15 protein-coding genes are annotated in these 15489 nt (G+C 63.6%); 3 read left to right on the plus strand and 12 right to left on the minus strand.

Going from position 1 to position 15489, the window contains the following annotated elements; all coding sequences use genetic code 11:
- Positions 1 to 15: 15 nt before the first annotated feature.
- From ACMO6A_RS06065 to ACMO6A_RS06095, 7 genes are all read right to left on the minus strand, one after another.
- On the minus strand, positions 16 to 444 hold the full coding sequence (locus tag ACMO6A_RS06065; RefSeq protein WP_021410740.1) for a GntR family transcriptional regulator: 429 nt from the start codon (positions 442 to 444) through the stop codon (positions 16 to 18).
- 63 nt (positions 445 to 507) lie between these two features.
- On the minus strand, positions 508 to 1386 hold the full coding sequence (gene nrfD, locus ACMO6A_RS06070; RefSeq protein ID WP_233671206.1) for an NrfD/PsrC family molybdoenzyme membrane anchor subunit: 879 nt from the start codon (positions 1384 to 1386) through the stop codon (positions 508 to 510).
- 154 nt (positions 1387 to 1540) lie between these two features.
- The gene (locus ACMO6A_RS06075) at positions 1541 to 2683 is read right to left on the minus strand and encodes a helix-turn-helix domain-containing protein (RefSeq protein ID WP_114551016.1); all 1143 of its coding nucleotides are present in this window, start codon (positions 2681 to 2683) and stop codon (positions 1541 to 1543) included.
- Positions 2684 to 2829: 146 nt separating this feature from the next.
- A complete protein-coding gene (locus ACMO6A_RS06080; protein WP_035585765.1) occupies positions 2830 to 4485 on the minus strand; it encodes an ABC1 kinase family protein in 1656 nt (551 codons plus the stop codon).
- A gap of 24 nt (positions 4486 to 4509) precedes the next feature.
- Positions 4510 to 4890: a phasin family protein gene (locus ACMO6A_RS06085; RefSeq protein WP_009306562.1), complete on the minus strand. Its 381-nt coding sequence runs from the start codon at positions 4888 to 4890 to the stop codon at positions 4510 to 4512.
- 199 nt (positions 4891 to 5089) lie between these two features.
- A complete protein-coding gene (locus tag ACMO6A_RS06090; protein WP_009306564.1) occupies positions 5090 to 5287 on the minus strand; it encodes a hypothetical protein in 198 nt (65 codons plus the stop codon).
- Positions 5288 to 5527: 240 nt separating this feature from the next.
- On the minus strand, positions 5528 to 6571 hold the full coding sequence (locus tag ACMO6A_RS06095; protein WP_015761197.1) for a DMT family transporter: 1044 nt from the start codon (positions 6569 to 6571) through the stop codon (positions 5528 to 5530).
- A gap of 252 nt (positions 6572 to 6823) precedes the next feature.
- Here ACMO6A_RS06095 and ACMO6A_RS06100 point away from each other — a divergent pair, with 252 nt between their 5' ends.
- Positions 6824 to 7708, plus strand: a complete 885-nt coding sequence (locus ACMO6A_RS06100) for a LysR family transcriptional regulator (protein ID WP_114518413.1) — start codon at positions 6824 to 6826, stop codon at positions 7706 to 7708.
- Between the two features lie 68 nt (positions 7709 to 7776).
- On the opposite strand, the gene ACMO6A_RS06105 is transcribed toward ACMO6A_RS06100, so the two are convergent.
- The 4 genes from ACMO6A_RS06105 to ACMO6A_RS06120 form a co-directional block, all read right to left on the minus strand.
- Positions 7777 to 8430, minus strand: coding sequence for an HAD family hydrolase (locus ACMO6A_RS06105; protein ID WP_015761199.1), 654 nt, complete (start codon positions 8428 to 8430; stop codon positions 7777 to 7779).
- A 222-nt stretch (positions 8431 to 8652) separates the two neighbouring features.
- The gene (locus ACMO6A_RS06110) at positions 8653 to 10389 is read right to left on the minus strand and encodes a proline--tRNA ligase (RefSeq protein WP_181817027.1); all 1737 of its coding nucleotides are present in this window, start codon (positions 10387 to 10389) and stop codon (positions 8653 to 8655) included.
- A 14-nt stretch (positions 10390 to 10403) separates the two neighbouring features.
- Positions 10404 to 11471: a flavodoxin-dependent (E)-4-hydroxy-3-methylbut-2-enyl-diphosphate synthase gene (gene ispG / locus ACMO6A_RS06115; RefSeq protein WP_181817026.1), complete on the minus strand. Its 1068-nt coding sequence runs from the start codon at positions 11469 to 11471 to the stop codon at positions 10404 to 10406.
- Positions 11472 to 12023: 552 nt separating this feature from the next.
- Entirely contained in the window at positions 12024 to 13118 is a 1095-nt protein-coding gene (locus tag ACMO6A_RS06120) for a site-2 protease family protein (RefSeq protein WP_021410746.1), read from the minus strand.
- Between the two features lie 430 nt (positions 13119 to 13548).
- Between ACMO6A_RS06120 and ACMO6A_RS06125 the strand changes: the two genes are divergently transcribed.
- Positions 13549 to 13815 carry a DUF4160 domain-containing protein gene (locus ACMO6A_RS06125; RefSeq protein ID WP_057385311.1) on the plus strand — a complete coding sequence of 89 codons (267 nt, stop codon included), beginning with the start codon at positions 13549 to 13551 and terminating at the stop codon, positions 13813 to 13815.
- A gap of 10 nt (positions 13816 to 13825) precedes the next feature.
- Positions 13826 to 14410 carry a DUF2442 domain-containing protein gene (locus tag ACMO6A_RS06130; protein ID WP_021410748.1) on the plus strand — a complete coding sequence of 195 codons (585 nt, stop codon included), beginning with the start codon at positions 13826 to 13828 and terminating at the stop codon, positions 14408 to 14410.
- Here ACMO6A_RS06130 and dxr read toward each other — a convergent pair.
- A partial coding sequence (gene dxr, locus ACMO6A_RS06135) for a 1-deoxy-D-xylulose-5-phosphate reductoisomerase (protein WP_418470905.1) occupies positions 14407 to 15489 on the minus strand: 1083 nt, incomplete at its 5' end. The genes ACMO6A_RS06130 and dxr overlap by 4 nt on opposite strands.

Here is a 15489-nt window from a genome sequence, read left to right on the forward strand (position 1 = left end):
CCTTGGCTCGCGCCCCTAAGCTCCGCCCCCTAACAGCAATATCTGTTCGCTCACCAGGTCATGGATATCCTCGGATGTCAAACCCTTAGCAAGAGCCTGCTGGACGAAATCGATTGCAAGCGCCTCGACGTCTTGGCCGACAGCCGACAGATCGACATCCTTGAGGTCAGACACATACGTGCCACGTCCGCGCTTCGTGAAGATGTAGCCGTCACGCTCGAGATCCTGATACACTTTGTTGATGGTGTTGTAGTTCACACCCAATTGAACGGAAAGCTCGCGTACGGAAGGGAGGCGCTCGCCACGTTCGTACTTTCCTGAAGTGATGAGGAACACGAGCCGCTTGCGAATCTGAATCCACAGAGGGACGCCGCTTCTTTCGTCCACTTGGAACGAACCCATGGCGTCGAACGCTACTTCTCTTTCGATAGTCTTCTCAATCATAGTGATTGTCATAGTATCACATATCGCAATGACAGACTGGCTACATCCAGAACGATAGCAGACTCATGTCGACGAGACAGAAGCGCTCGGCGGCCACGAGAAGGGAGAACCGCAGGCAGATGCCCCGAGCAGCGTGCTCGCAGCCCCCACGACGAACAGTGAAGGGTTGGGCGAACGCAGGCATTCGACATCCACCGATAGCGGCACCACGATCCCCGCCAGCACGACACCCAACCAAAACAGCATTGCAGAATGTCCCGATAGCAACTCAGCAGCCGAATGAGCGGCAGCTTCGTCGCCCATGAGCGAAACGATGATGAACGCCGCAATGGCGATAGCCTCGATCGCAACGAGAACCGCATCGAGCCGAAGCAGACTAGCGAAACCCCCGATCGTTTCATCGCGCGAAAACCTGAAGAAGCCCATGATCGTCAGCACGGCAGCTCCGGTTGCCAACGCCGACGCGACGAACACGATCGGCACAAGCGGTGAGTTGAGAAACGGCACGGCCGGATAGAGCGAGAGAAACACGCCGGCATACAGCACCACGAACAGAGCCAGCAAAGCGGCGAAGACACTGACCACGGTTTCGGCAACGCGCAAACCCGGTCCATCATCCGAGAACCCCATTAAAAACGCCGCGAACGCCGTCGCGCAGAACAACGCAAGTGCCCACGCCCCCGCTGAAAGCAGACTGCCGGACGGGGTAAGGAACAATCGGAAAGCCTGATCGGGAGCCCCTAAATCGAGCGCGAGAAACACCGTTCCGAGCGCGACGAGTACCGGGCCAGCCAGCAAACCCGCATCCGTCACCGCGCTGGCGCCGCGCAGCCACGATCGATTGCTGACGCGCAGTGCAAAGTCCACGAACGAACCGAGCAGAAATGCACCCCCTCCCGCACCCGCAAGAAACAGATACCACGCGATATACGAACTGACCATGACGAGCGCGCTCCCCTCGGCGATCGATGACCCCCTGCGCCCATTGTACGCCATCTGCACGGCAGACCTCAACGAAACGGAAAAGCGACGAAGAGCCGCACGGGTGCCACCTCGTCGCAGTAAAGAACCGGGCCGCAAGATGCGACCCGGTTCTTTACTGCGCGTCCACGTCGATGGGCGCGTTTTCCGCGTCACCCTTGCGGCGCTTGCGATCGCGCCACCAGCGGGACAGGCTATGCACGAGCCACTCCACTACGGGAATGGTGAGAAAGGCCACCCAGGCGGGATGCGGCTGGTTCAGCACGAACGCCATCCAGCAGAACCAGGCCACCACCGCGATGGGATACGCGCCCGACACCAGCGGCGCGAGGCGCTTGCGCCCGATGGCGTGACCCACCATGTAGTACAAGGGAATAGTCAGGAACAGAAACAGCCCCATGGCCCACGCGCCGTTCAAAATGCCCAGCAGCAGGTACACGACGATGACCATGAGCGGATACGGGAACTTCACCCACGACTTCTCGAACTCGCGTAGGTAGTGCTTGCGCACGGGAATAGACTTCCCCACTTCGTCACCGTACTTGGCGCGAGCATCGTCGATGCTGTCGAAGCGCTCGCCCCGCACGGTGTAACCGCACGGCTCGTACCAACGCTCTTCGCGATCCCATCCGTGATGGTACCGTGCATGCGCGTCCTGCCAGCTGTCGAACTGCTCGCCGTTAATGACCACCTTGGCGCCGTCGATGACCACATCATCGTCGCCTGCGCTGTTGCCGGGGCTCTTCACGTGCACGCCGTCCCAACCCACGTGCACTTCCTCGCCCTTCTTGGTGTCTTTCACGTGCACGCCGTCGCGCCACGACACGTGCACGTACTCGTCTCCATCCTCCACGTGAATCCCGCCGGGACCGATGTGCACCTTGCCCTTCTTGCCGGACGATGCGGCTTCGGTTCCGCCCGACGCATCGGAGGCCGCAGCCGCATCGGCGGGCGCTGGCGGGGGATCTGCAGGGGAAGCCGTCGCAGTCTCCTGCTCGGCCTGGCGCTTAGCGGCGCGATCGGCCGCCTCGAACGTGACGTCGTCGCGGATCTCTTCGTCGACGTACAGCAGATCGTCCAGCGACAGACCGTACAGCTGAGCCAGCGCGATGAGGTTGTCGGTGTCGGGGGACGACTCGGAGCGCTCCCACTTCGACACGGCCTGCCGCGACACGCCCAGACGCGCGGCAAGCGCCTCCTGCGAAAGCCCCGCCTGCTTGCGGCGCTCGGCCAAGCGTTGCGCGATCTCTACGTTCATGGTGTGCTGCCTTTCTCGTTTCGTCCATAGTAGCGTACCCAGAAGACTACGGTTGCGAGGAAGCGAGCGCGACCTATTTCAGTTGGAATTTTCCGCAATTATTGGTTGCGGAACGTTTGAACTGGGAAAAGAGAAGCTCCCCGGCGCTACAGCTTGCGCTTGCTGATGTCGAAGACCACCCATACCGACAACACGGCCGCCCCCAGGTAGCCGAAGAACGCGAGCACCGGCACGCCCAGCAGACGCGGCTCCATCGACGACAGCGACAGCATACTCGATCCGATGAACAGCCCGGCTATGATGATGCCGATGGTCAGACGGTTGATGATCTTGGCCAGCTTCGACAGCGGCGCCTCGCTGCCCAGCACCTCCATGTTCATCTTCAGCTGGCCGCGCGTGAGCATCTTGAGCGTTTCGCCGGAATACCGTGCCGCGTCGAGCGCGCCATGCGACGACGAGCGCAGCGCGAGAGCCAGATCCTGCATGGCCTGCACAAGCTCGTCGCCCTGGTTCTTCGAGCGCTGGATATGGGCGTTGATGATGGACACGACGTTCTGGTTCGGGATGAACGGCGCGATGGTACCCTCCAGCGTGACGATGCCGCGCGACACGCTGGTGATGGAAGACGGCAGCGTCACCTTGCACGACCGCGTGAGCATGAGGATGTCGTTCAGGAACGCCCCGATGTCGATATCGGCCACATCGCACGAGCCGTAATCGTTCAATAGCAGGTCGAGGTCAGCCAAAAAGCGCGTATGGTCGATAACCGAATTGTCCTTCGCGATGGCAAAGGACAATAGCGCATCCTTGAGCTCGGACGAGCTCTCCATGCCAACCGCCTGGATGATATTGCCGAATCCGGCGCGATCGCGCGGCGACAAACGACCCATGATGCCGAGGTCGATGTAGACGATCTTGCCGCTGCGAACGAGAAGGTTGCCCGGATGCGGGTCGGCATGGAAGAACCCGTGATCGAGGATCTGCGAGGCGTAGTTGTCGAGGATCTTCTCGCCGATCTCCTCGAGGTCGTAGCCCGCTTTCCGCAGACGGTCGGTCGCCAGGATGGGAATGCCGTCGATGTATTCCATGACCAGCACGTACTCGCCGCACAGCTCGGTATGCACTTTCGGGCAATCGATGAAGGCGACGCCCTTGTTCAGGCGCGCGAACTCCTCGAGGTTAGCGGCTTCGCGCTGGAAGTCCGTCTCCTCGAGGAACGTGGCCCACAGCTCTTCCACCACGTCGCGCAAGTCGAGCATCTGCTCGTCCTTCATGAAACGCGCAGCGTAGCGCGCCACCATGCGCATGATATCGATATCCTGGGCCATCGTGGTCTTCACGCCGGGGCGTTGGATCTTCACGGCCACGATCTCGCCCGTGACAAGGCGCGCCTTGTGGACCTGGGCCAGCGAGGCGCTTCCCAGCGGCGTGGGATCGATGGCGTCGAACACGTCGCCCTGCGCGTCGCCGTAGATGTCGTCGAGCGCCTCGAGGATGGCCTCGAACGGCAACGGGTCGCACTCCATCTGCAGCTTCGCCAGCTCGTCGCAGTACGCCTTCGGCAAAATCTCCGAGCGCGTAGACAGCGTTTGGCCGATCTTCACGAAGCTGGGGCCCAGGTCCTCCAGCATGGCGCGAAAGGCCTCGGGCGTGAAACCCTTCAGGAAGTGGTGCTTCCGCAGGATATCGGATATTTCCTTGAGGCGCCGCGTGCGCGTCTTCCGATTCAGATGGAACCGATCCTCGGGATCGACCTCCGAACCGGAGCTGAAAAAATAGCGCAGCAGCGTGTTCTCCGGCATGGACGGGCAGCTCGCAGCCGTGCGCTAGGCGCCCGGCGTTTGCGGCGCGGCAGCCGAAGCCGCCTCGTTGTCGACGGACACCGCGGAAGCGTCGCCCACTTCAGCCTCGGAAGCCGACTTCGCGTTCGCCTTCTCGGCGAACTCGGCAGCCTTGGCGACGAACGCCGCACGCTCCTCCGGCGTCATGGCGGCCATGCGAGCCTCCAGCACGTCGTAGCGCACGCTTGCAGCCACGTCTTCCGCCTTATGCTTCAATTCGGTGTTGATCTGCTTGCCCTGATCCACGGTGAGCTCGCCTTTGGAGATGAGCTGATCAACCAGATCCTTGGTTTTTTCGCCGGTTATGGCCATCGCGCCGATGCCGGCCAGGAAGATGTCTTTGAATCCGTCGCTGAGGGTAGCCATACGAGCCTCCTATGCTTGCGATTCACCGTCCGCGACGCGGACGGCCTCTGCATCCATGATGCACCAAATCGACGAAAAGGGCAATGCTCGCAACGCGAGCATGAGCGAAGCCGTCAAAGGAAGGTTGCCGCTTGTTCGCCTTGCGACCGCCCCGCCGAGGTCGGCGGGGCGGCAGGCTTCGACCGGAGTCGGCCGATCGTCAGCCGCGCGTCATATGCGGCGGCCTGCGTCCGATGTCGGAGCGATACAGCTCGCTCAGCAGCTGCGCAACGCTCGCCTCGCTCGTCGAGCTCCCGCCTTTCGCGACGCGATCTTCGTCGCGAGCGGACGCCTCGGCCATGCCGAGCTGCTTCATCAGATTCTTCGCTTCGTCATTGGACAAGGGTTTCGATGCCATCAGACATGCACGCTCCTCCCGTATGGCGACAAGCTGTCAAGGCAGTTGTTACTACCTTAGTACTATAAAGAAGGATCGCGGGATGACGGGCGAGCAACCAACAATCGGTTAGACGTGGCCAGACGAAAGGAGCGTTTCGCGGAAGCTTCGCTCACAGACGGCAGAAACGAAGCGGCGAGCGGAGACCGTCCGCTCGCCGTTCAGGATGCGAACAGGGGAACCGCATGCAGAAAAGACGCTTTAGGCCGCGCGCTCGGAAGCGAAAGACCGACGCTCGGAAGGCGCGAGGTGAGGCAGCTCCACTCCCGCCAGAGACGATTGAGCGCCGAACTCCGCGCCTTCGAACCACCCTTCCTCCAACGCGAGCGCATGCTCGGCCTGCGGTGCGGGCGAAGCCGCAGGCGCGCTTTGGCGACCCTCCACCCATGTGGCGGCTACGACGCTTGCCACGATGACCACGGCGCCAGCCATACCAGCCGCAGAAAGCGCTTCGCCCAGCAGCATGAACGAGAACGCCGCAGTGAACACGGGCTCGCCTGTGAGCAGCAGCGACACGGTGGAGGACGGCAACTCCGTCAGCGCCACGTTCTGCAGCATGAAGGTGAGGCAGGTGCTGAGCAGCGCCAGAAAGGCGATAGTGCCCCAGGCTACGGGCTGCACGGCCGCCACGTTCACGGGCGGCTCGAAAACTAGCGCGCACGCAAGAGCCACGACGAACGAGGCGACTATCTGCGTTCCCGCCACCGTGGTGGCGTCCAGCTGCTCCAAGCCGCGCTCGCCGAACACGAGCGCGCCAGCCAACGCCACGGAGGACAGCAGCGCGAGGATCTCGCCCAAGCCGAACGAAGGAGCTCCCCCGTTGCTGCACAAGAGGTAGAGCCCGACCACGACCGCCGCCTGGAACGGCAGGAAGGCCAACGGATAACGACGGCGGTTCACCAGACACGACAACAGCGGCGCGAACACCACGGGCAACGCCACGAGGAAGCCCACGTTGGTGGCCGTGGTCAAGTCGAGCGCTACATTGCAGGTGAGATACGCCAGCGCCATGCAAAGCGCTGCGGGCATCCAGGCGCCGATACGCGCGCCCTTTAGCTGGCGCACGATGCGCGGGCCGAAGAAGATCGCGAACACGAGCGCGGCCAAGCCGAACCTGATGGCGAGGCACCACATGGGCGTGATGCTCTCGTACGCCATCTTCGTGATAGCGTTACCCGATCCGAAGATAACGGTCTGCAGCACGACGCACGCGACATAGGGCCAGCGCTTGCTACGAGTTTTCACGGGGTGCCTCCTTTCGATCCGCAGCTTGCACGGCGCTCGGCAGCGCAAGACTCTCACGTCCCGCCCTCGCGGAACTTCACTGGATGATGTTCTAGGGTTGCTGGCACATGGTATGGGTTCTCCTGATAAAAGTAAAATGAGATTATCTTTTTAAGATTTTAAGAGTTTCTTGTTATTCCTTTTCAAGCTCCGTATAGTGACATACATCGAAGAACGGTGTGAAGATATTGTGAGCAAGAGAAGGAGCGATCTGTGGGCAACCAGAAATACGATGCGTTCCTAAAGGTGGCTGAAACGGGCAGTTTCAAACAGGCCGCCCACGACCTAGGATACACGCAAGCCGGCATCAGCTACCTCGTGAGCACGCTCGAACGAGAACTGGACGTGCCGCTGTTCGTGCGCGACTACGGCGGCGCGCACCTCACCTCGGACGGCGCCGATCTGCTTCCCTGGGTGCAGAACGTGTGCAACAGCGAGCGCCAGCTGGAGATGCGCCTCGCCGAGCTCAAGCACCTCGAAAGCGGCATCGTGCGCGTAGCGGCGTTCACGAGCACCGCCATCCAATGGTTCCCCGGTATCGCGAAGCGCTTCCTCGCACAGCATCCAGGCATCGACTTGCAGCTGATCTGCGTCGACGACGAAGATGCACTGGAAGAGGCCGTGTGGCGCGGCGACGCTGACTGCGGTTTCTTCGTCTACCCCATCAAGCACGACCTGCACGCCGTCCCGCTGCGGAAGGATCCGCTCCTCGTGGTGCTGCCGCCCGACCATCCTCTGGCCGACGCGCCGTTCGTGCCGCGCGAGGCACTGGCGGAAGAGCCGTACATCCGCCTGGAAAGCGGCACGTCGTCGGAAATGGAAACGTTGTTCCGAGCGAACGACGTGGAGCCCAACGTGCGGTTCACCATCGACAGCGACTATGCGGTGATGAGCATGGTCAGCGCGGGACTCGGATTCAGCGTGCTGGCCGACCTCATCCTGCGCGATGCGCCGTTTCCCCTGGCAGTCAAGCAGCCCGAAGTGGAAACAAGCCGCGAGATAGCCATAGCGCTGCGCTCGCTGGAAACAGCTTCAACGGCTACGCGCGCGTTCTTGGACGCAACGCAAGCCTGGATAGCCGATACGTACGAGGAGTGAAAGGACTGCCATCCTGAGCGAAGGCGGCAGGCTGTCATCCTGAGCAGCCAGATCAGGATGGCAACTTGCTAGCAGCCAAGCAGCGGCGGAACGTCCGTGCCGTGGGCGCACACGTAAGTAGGACGCTCCGCTTCAAGCACGATCTGAGGGAACATACCCCATAGCGCCGCCGCGGTGGCGCAGCCCGCGCCGCTTCCCGACTGCATGTCGAAGGGACTGTCGCCCACGTACAGGCACGTCTGAGGAGCCAGCCCCAGCCGTTCGCAGCCGTGCGCCACGGGACCGGGATGCGGCTTGTGCTCCGGCCAGTCGTCGGAGCCGATGAGGAAGTCGAAGTATCCGGTCAGGCCGAACAGGTCGAGGCCCCGCATGGCCACCTCGTGTCGTTTCGACGTGACCACGGCCAGCGGCAAACCCGCTTCCTTGAGGCGTTCGAGCATGGGCACGGTGCCGTCGAACAGCCTGATCATGTCGTCGTGCACCTCGGCGTTGTATTCCCGGTACACACGGCACAGCTCCTCGTGCACGGCCGAGTCATCCGTGAAATCCCACATCTGGGTGTTGAGGGGCTGTCCCACCTTGGCCATGAGACGCTCGTCGGGGATAGCCTCGCGCAGCACCGTGCGCGCCGTGTAGCGAAACGTGGCGAGCAGCAGATCGTGCGTGTCGAGCAAGGTCCCGTCCAGGTCGAACAGAACGGCTTGCATATCGTGTGATACCATACCATCCTTCATTTCCGTTATGCGATTCGCGCGAAGCGCGAACAAGAACTCGCAGGTTGGCGCAGTAAATCAGCGAGAGGCGCCCTGACGCCCGAGATCGCGGGGAGGGCGAGGGCGAAGCGTACTTCGGTACGCGAGTCCTCGACCTCGCCACGAGATCGGGTGCCAGGGCGCATCGCAGCGTCGGCCGGTTCCGCGTGCCGTCAGGCACGCGGAACACCCCTACTCGAACAGGCCGCCGAACAGGGACAGCTCGGAGCCCCAGACCTTGGCGTTGCGCTGGGAGAACGCCAGCGCGTCGGTGAGGGCCGCCAGCGGGATGTCGCGGCGAGCGCCCGTGCTGCGGCGCTTGATCTCCACCTTCTGCTCGGCCAGGCCGCGCTTGCCCACGATGACCTGCAGCGGCCAGCCGATGAGGTCGGCATCGGCGAACTTCACGCCGGCGCGCTCCTTGCGGTCGTCGATGACCACCTCGAGGCCCAGCTTCGCCAGGTCGCTCGCCAGCTTCTCGGCCGCAGGCTGCACCTCGTCGTCGCCCACCGTCAGCGGGATGACGCACACGTGCGCGGGCGCCACCGTGAGCGGCCACATGATGCCGTTCTCGTCGTTGTGCTGCTCCACGATGGCAGCCATGGTGCGCGAGATGCCCACGCCGTAGCAGCCCATGAGGAACAGCTGCTCGGAGCCGTCTTCCGCCATGAACGTGGCGCCCATGGCCTTCGAGTACTTGTCGCCCAGCTGGAACACCTGCGACACCTCGATGCCGCGCGCGCCTTCCAGCGGCAGCCCGCACGACGGGCAGCTGTCGCCCGGCTGCACGATGCACAGGTCGGCCCACTCGTCCACCTGGAAGTCCTCGCCCAGACGCGCGCCCACGTAGTGGTAGCCGTCCTCGTTGGCGCCCACGACCCACTTCGGCACGGCCTGCAGGCTGCGCGCCGCGATGACGTAGGCTTCCTCGGGCAAACCGACGGGGCCCATCGAGCCCTTGTGCAGGCCGAAGGCTTCCATGTCCTCGTCGGTGAGCAGCGTGAAGCCGCCGGCCACGCGCGCCGCCTTCAGCTCGTTGAGCTCGTGGTCGCCGGGAATGAACATGACCACCAGCTTGCCCTCGTCGTTCTTTCCGGACAGAGCCTTCACCGTGGAGGACTCGGGGATGTCCAAGAACGCGGCCAGTTCGGCGATGGTGTGCACGCCGGGCGTGGCGACCTTCTCCATCGGCACGTCGTAGACGGTGGGGCGCGCCAGGCAGTCGCCGGCTTCGGTGTTGGCCGCGTAACCGCAGGTGCAGTGCACGAGCTCGGCTTCGCCCGCTTCGGCGAGCGCCATGAACTCGCAGGTCACGCTGCCGCCGATCTGGCCGGGGTCGGCCTCGACGGGACGGTAGTCCATGCCCATGCGATCGCAGATGCGCCCGTACGCCTCGCTCATCTCGTCGTAGGTCTTCTGCAGCGACTCCTGGTCGGCGTGGAAGCTGTAGGCGTCCTTCATGATGAACTCGCGGCTGCGCAGAAGCCCGAAGCGCGGACGGATCTCGTCGCGGAACTTCACCTGGATCTGGTACAGCGACAGCGGCAGCTCCTTGTAGGAGCGCAGCTCGTTGCGCACGAGGGAGGTGATGAGCTCCTCGTGGGTGGGCCCGAGGCAGAACTCGCGGTCGTGACGGTCGACGAGGCGCATGAGCTCGGGGCCGTAGTCGTTCCAGCGGCCGCTCTCGTGCCACAGCTCGCCGGGCTGCAGCGCCGGCATCATGATCTCCTGCGCGCCGATGCCGTCCATCTCCTCGCGCACGATGTTCTCCACCTTGGCCAGCACGCGCTTGCCCAGCGGCAGGAAGGTGTACACGCCCGATGCCGTCTTGCGGATGAAGCCCGCGCGCAAAAGCAGCCTGTGGCTGGCGATCTCCGCGTCGGCGGGATCCTCCTTGAGCGTGGGCGCGTACAGCTGGCTCATGCGCATGATATTCACGTTCGTCATAGCTTTCCTATCTCCTCCATCAAAGCGTCCACGATGGCGCTCTCCTCCACCTTGCGGACGACGTTTCCCTTCGAGAACACCACGCCCGAACCGACCCCGCACGCTACGCCGATGTCGGCGTCGGCGGCTTCGCCCGGGCCGTTCACCACGCAGCCCATGACGGCCACCTTGAGCGGCTTGTCGAGGTTCGCGATGCGTCCCTCCACCTCGCGCGCCAGCCCGATGAGGTCCACCTGGCAACGGCCGCATGTGGGGCAGCTGATGAGCTCTGGAGCGCGTCGGCGCAGGTCGAGCGCTGAAAGCAGCGTCCAGCACGCGCGGATCTCCTGGACGGGGTCGTCTGTGAGCGAGATGCGCAGCGTGTCGCCGATGCCCTCTTCCAGCAGGATCCCCAAACCGCAGGCGCTTTTGATGGCGCCTTGGAAGGTGGTGCCGGCCTCGGTGACGCCGATATGCAGCGGCACATGAGGCAGCTCCTTGCTGAGCAGGCGGTACGTGCGCACGGTGGTCATCACGTCGTGAGCCTTCGCGCTGACCACGAGGTCATGGAAGCCGCGGCCCTCGCAGTAACGCACGTAGTCGGCGGCCGAGCGCGCCAGCTTCTCCGACTGCGAAAGGTCGTCGCGTGCGGCCAGCTCGTTGTCGAGCGAGCCCGCGTTCACCCCGATGCGGATGGGAATGCCCGCCTCGCCCGCCGCGTCCAGCACGGCATCGGTTTTGGCCAGCCCCCCGATGTTGCCGGGGTTGATGCGCAGCTTCGCCGCGCCGCGCTTGGCGGCTTCCACGGCGATTCGCGCATCGAAGTGGATGTCGGCGACCACCGGCAAAGGCGACCGCTCGCATACAGCCTGGAACACGTCGAGGCTTGAGCGGTGCGGGATGGCCATGCGCACGATCTCGCAGCCCGCTTGCGCGAGCGCGTCGATCTGCACGAGGTTCGCCGCGACGTCGGTCGCCGGGGCGTTCAGCATGGACTGCACGACGACGGGCGCGCCGCCGCCGAGCGGCACGGAGCCCACCGACACCCGGCGGGTAGCCTCGCTAGGTTTGGCATGCGTTGCCACAAGAGCCTCCCGTTCTCCATCCCCCACCGCGTGCAGGCGCGGTGCCGGAACAGCGTCTCAACAGCCCGCAGGCTGCACGCGCCCAAGCGCGTCGCCGGCTATTTTACCTCTGATTACCCGGTTTCCGGCCAAATGCACAGGGATTTCGCGGGCGGGCGCACGACAACGAATGCACGCGAGGGCGCGGGAGGGAAAACGAGCGAACGAGTCGCACGCGCCGACGCGCCATCGAACCACCCGAACCGCACTGGAGGGCGCGTGCAGCGAAAAACGCCCGAATCTCCCAAGTTCGCGAGTTATGCGCACCTCCGTCATCCCGGAACGACCGTTTCGGGCGCAGTCGAGCGTTTCCGCTCAAGAAAACGCCAGGTCAGAAGTTTTCTTTGACTTACTTCGGTCACGCAGTCCGGTTTCGAAGTGCACATAACTCGTGGACATGGTGCTTTTCGAGCGATTTCGATGACGGAAGCGCGCACAAGTCAAGGACTTGCGCGCCGACCGCAACGCCGAACGGTTCGCGAGCGCTGCGCACGCTGGCGCGGGCAGCGCGCTCTAACCGCCGAAACCCGCACCCGAGATGATGCGCTGGATATCCTGGTTTGCCATGAACAGGAAGAAACCGATGAACAGGATCATGCCGGCCGCGCTCAGGTAGTTGAGCGCGCGCATGGTCACGACCTTGCGCGAGATCTTCTGGAACACCTCGATGACGAAGCGGCCGCCGTCGAGCGGCGGGATGGGCAGCAGGTTCATAATGCCGAGCGACACCGAGATGGAAGCCACGAACGAGATGGCGCTCGCCAACCCCAGATCGACCGCCTGCTTCGACATGGCGGCGATCCCGATGACCGACGTCGAGTTCTGCACGACCTCGCCCGCCGTCCACGGATTGAACAGCCCCGCGATAAGCTGCACCACCATGCCGATGTACATGAAGCCCATCCGGATCGCATCGAGCGGGTTGACGTTGACGTGCCGGATGTCGCCCGCGCTGGTCTGAACGTCCACGCCGATGAGCGAGAACAACACGACGAACAGCAGGACCGCGAACAGCAGGTTCACGACCACGCCGGCCACGAGGATGACCGAGCGCTTCCAGAACGGCAGGCTGCGGTACTGCTGCTTGTACTCGCTTTCGAACAGCGCATGCGCGTCTTCCACCGGGCGCGCCTGCCCCAGCTCGTAAGCGACGGCTCCTGCGGCTACCTGCTTCTTGCTTGGCTTGACCACGGGGGCGCGGTACGTGTTGTACTTGTCTTGCTTGGTGGGGCCGGCGATGCTGCCCCATTCGACGAGCTCGTCGAGCGCTTCGTACGCCTCGTCGTCGGTGATGCCGCAGTCGCGGGCGATGTCTTCCATGTTCGCGGTTCCGCGACGGTAGAGCGCGGCCAGCACGGGCTCGAGGTGCGGGCTCATCTCGCCCGGCTCCATCCCACACACCTTCGCGTAGCCGCCCAGCAGAAACGGCGTGACGCCGAACTTCGTGCCCCATTTCGTGAAGCCGATGTTCGGCCCTGGAAGCCCCAGCATGAACTCGGTCACGCGCACGCCGAACGCACGCGCCGCCAGATAGTGACCGCCTTCGTGGATGAACACGAGAAAGCCCAAGATGAGCGTGGCGTAGACGATCATGAGAACAATATCCATGAACTCGGTTCCTTTCGGTCGCGAGGAATGCTTCTTTCGTGCTCTCATTATAAAGAGAAGGGCGAGCGGCACGGGCGCTGCGAACCGATGTGCGAAAAAACTACAAGGGCTGCGCGATGCGCGCACGATGCGAGAGCGTTTGCACGATTTGCGGAGGCTCGGCGGGCGTACGGCGCACACGGTCCGCAAGCCCGTCGCGCACGCACGCTGGGACCGCGTTGGATTCGTTGGCAAAGCGCGTGCAATCCGCGTTGGAAACAGGGGCACGCCACGTGGAAAACGCGTTGGAACCGCGTTGGATTCGCACCAGATCCGAGAGGAATTCCCGCTAGACCCACGCCAACAAAACGTAAGATGGCGTCGTTACAATGGAAGAGCGGGCCCGCGCAAACGAAACAACGAACCGGAGGAGCCTTTGGAGAGGATCGCCATGCCAGAAATCTGCACCTTTTACGGCATCAGAATCACAATCAATTGCGAGAAGAACGCTCCGCACCACAAGGCGCACTTCCATGCTTCCTACGGAGGCTTCGAGGCGGTATACTCGACGGAAGGAGAGCTGCTTGCGGGCAAGCTTCCTCCCCGCCAGACGAAACTCGTCATAGCATGGGCAGCGCTGCACAAGCCCGAACTTGACGACAATTGGTACCTTGCAAGCTCGAACGGAACCTGTTTTCGCATTGACCCGCTGATCTGAGGAGGGCGCAATGGAGTGGCATCTCGACAAGAAGATCATCGACTTCGGCTTCGACGACGAAGATACGATCGTCATCGACTGGAACGACGGCAGAAGAAGCGCGTTCGACCCGTATCCCTACATGAAGGGCGCCATGGAGAAGCTGCTGGACGAAGACTACCTGAAATTGGCGTACCTCACCGGTTACGGGCGAGGCATCGCGTGGCCCGGCAACCTGGACTTCGGCGTGCAGCTTCTCTACGAAGCGTCCGTTACCGACAACTCCGAAGCGCCCCTGCCGCCACGAGGCCCGCACATGCGATGGAGCCCCGAAGCGCTCATCGTCCGCCTTAAGTTTGCCGAGGACGGCAAGATCCTGGTCGATTGGAGCGACGGAACCGTCCGCGAGTTCGACGCATGGAACCATGCGAGCGACGACGACATCGAAAAGTTCGTCGATCCGACCTACCTTGCGCAAGCGCGCGTCACACCCGAGCGGGATGCCATCGTCTGGCCCGACGGCGAACGCTTCGATGCCAAAACGCTCTACGAGCGCTCGGCCGTCGTGGGCTTCGAACCCTCGGCGAAGCATCTCGCGCGGGGAGCCCTTCGCTAGCGCACGTTCCTGCGCGCTTCCGCTCGCGCCCAAGCGTCGAGCTCTTCCAGCTGGTCGAGGCTTTCCACGCGTTGGACGCCTTGGCGCTCGTGAGCGTCCATGACGGCCTCGACGCACGCGGCGATCCCCAGGTAGCTGCCCTCTTCAGCGAGGAAGGCGGCGACGGCCACCTCGTTCGCAGCGTTCATCACGCAGGGCAGCGTGCCGCCGCGCTCGCCGGCCGCGCGAGCCAGCGCCAGGCAACGGAACGTGTCGGTGTCGGGAGCGGCGAATTCGAGGGTACCCAGCTTCGTGAAGTCGAGCGGCTCGACCGGCGCGTCCCAGCGCTCAGGGTACGACAGCGCGAACTGGATGGGGATGCGCATGTCGGTGGTGCCCAGATGGGCCTTCACGCTGCCGTCCGAGTACTCCACCATGGAGTGGATGGCGCTCTGCGGCTGCACGACCACACTGATGCGATCGTAGGACATGGCGAACAGGTGGTGCGCCTCGATGACCTCGAGACCCTTGTTCATCAGCGTGGACGAGTCGATGGATATCTTCGCGCCCATGTTCCACGTGGGGTGCGCGAGCGCCTGAGCGGGCGTGATATCGGCCAGGTCGGCTCGCGTGCGGCCGCGGAACGGTCCGCCCGAAGCCGTCACCCACAAGCGCGACACCTCGCGCGGGTCTTCGCCCAGAAGGCACTGGTAGATGGCGCCGTGCTCGGAATCGATGGGCATGAGGCGCCCCGGCTCGGCGGCCATCGGCATGATGAGGTCGCCGCCCACCACGAGCGACTCCTTGTTCGCGAGCGCCAGCACCTTGTCAGCTGCGAGCGTCTCGTAGCTGGCGCGCAGGCCGGCCGCGCCCACCAGCGCGTTCACCACGATGTCGGCCTCGGGCAGGCGCACGAGGTCCACCACGGCGTCGGCACCGAACCCGAGCGACCCTTCGCCGCCCGCGTTGTGACGCGCCACGGCCTCGGCCAGCGACGACGGCGCGTTCGCCGGCTGCTGCGTGCCTCCGTGCGATCCGCTCAGGATGGCGTTTCGCAGCTCGTCGGCAATCGGCTGCTCAGCCAGGCGCTCGTCGCCCAC

It is taken from the genome of Eggerthella sp., from assembly GCF_048329335.1.
Lineage (GTDB): Bacteria > Actinomycetota > Coriobacteriia > Coriobacteriales > Eggerthellaceae > Eggerthella > Eggerthella lenta.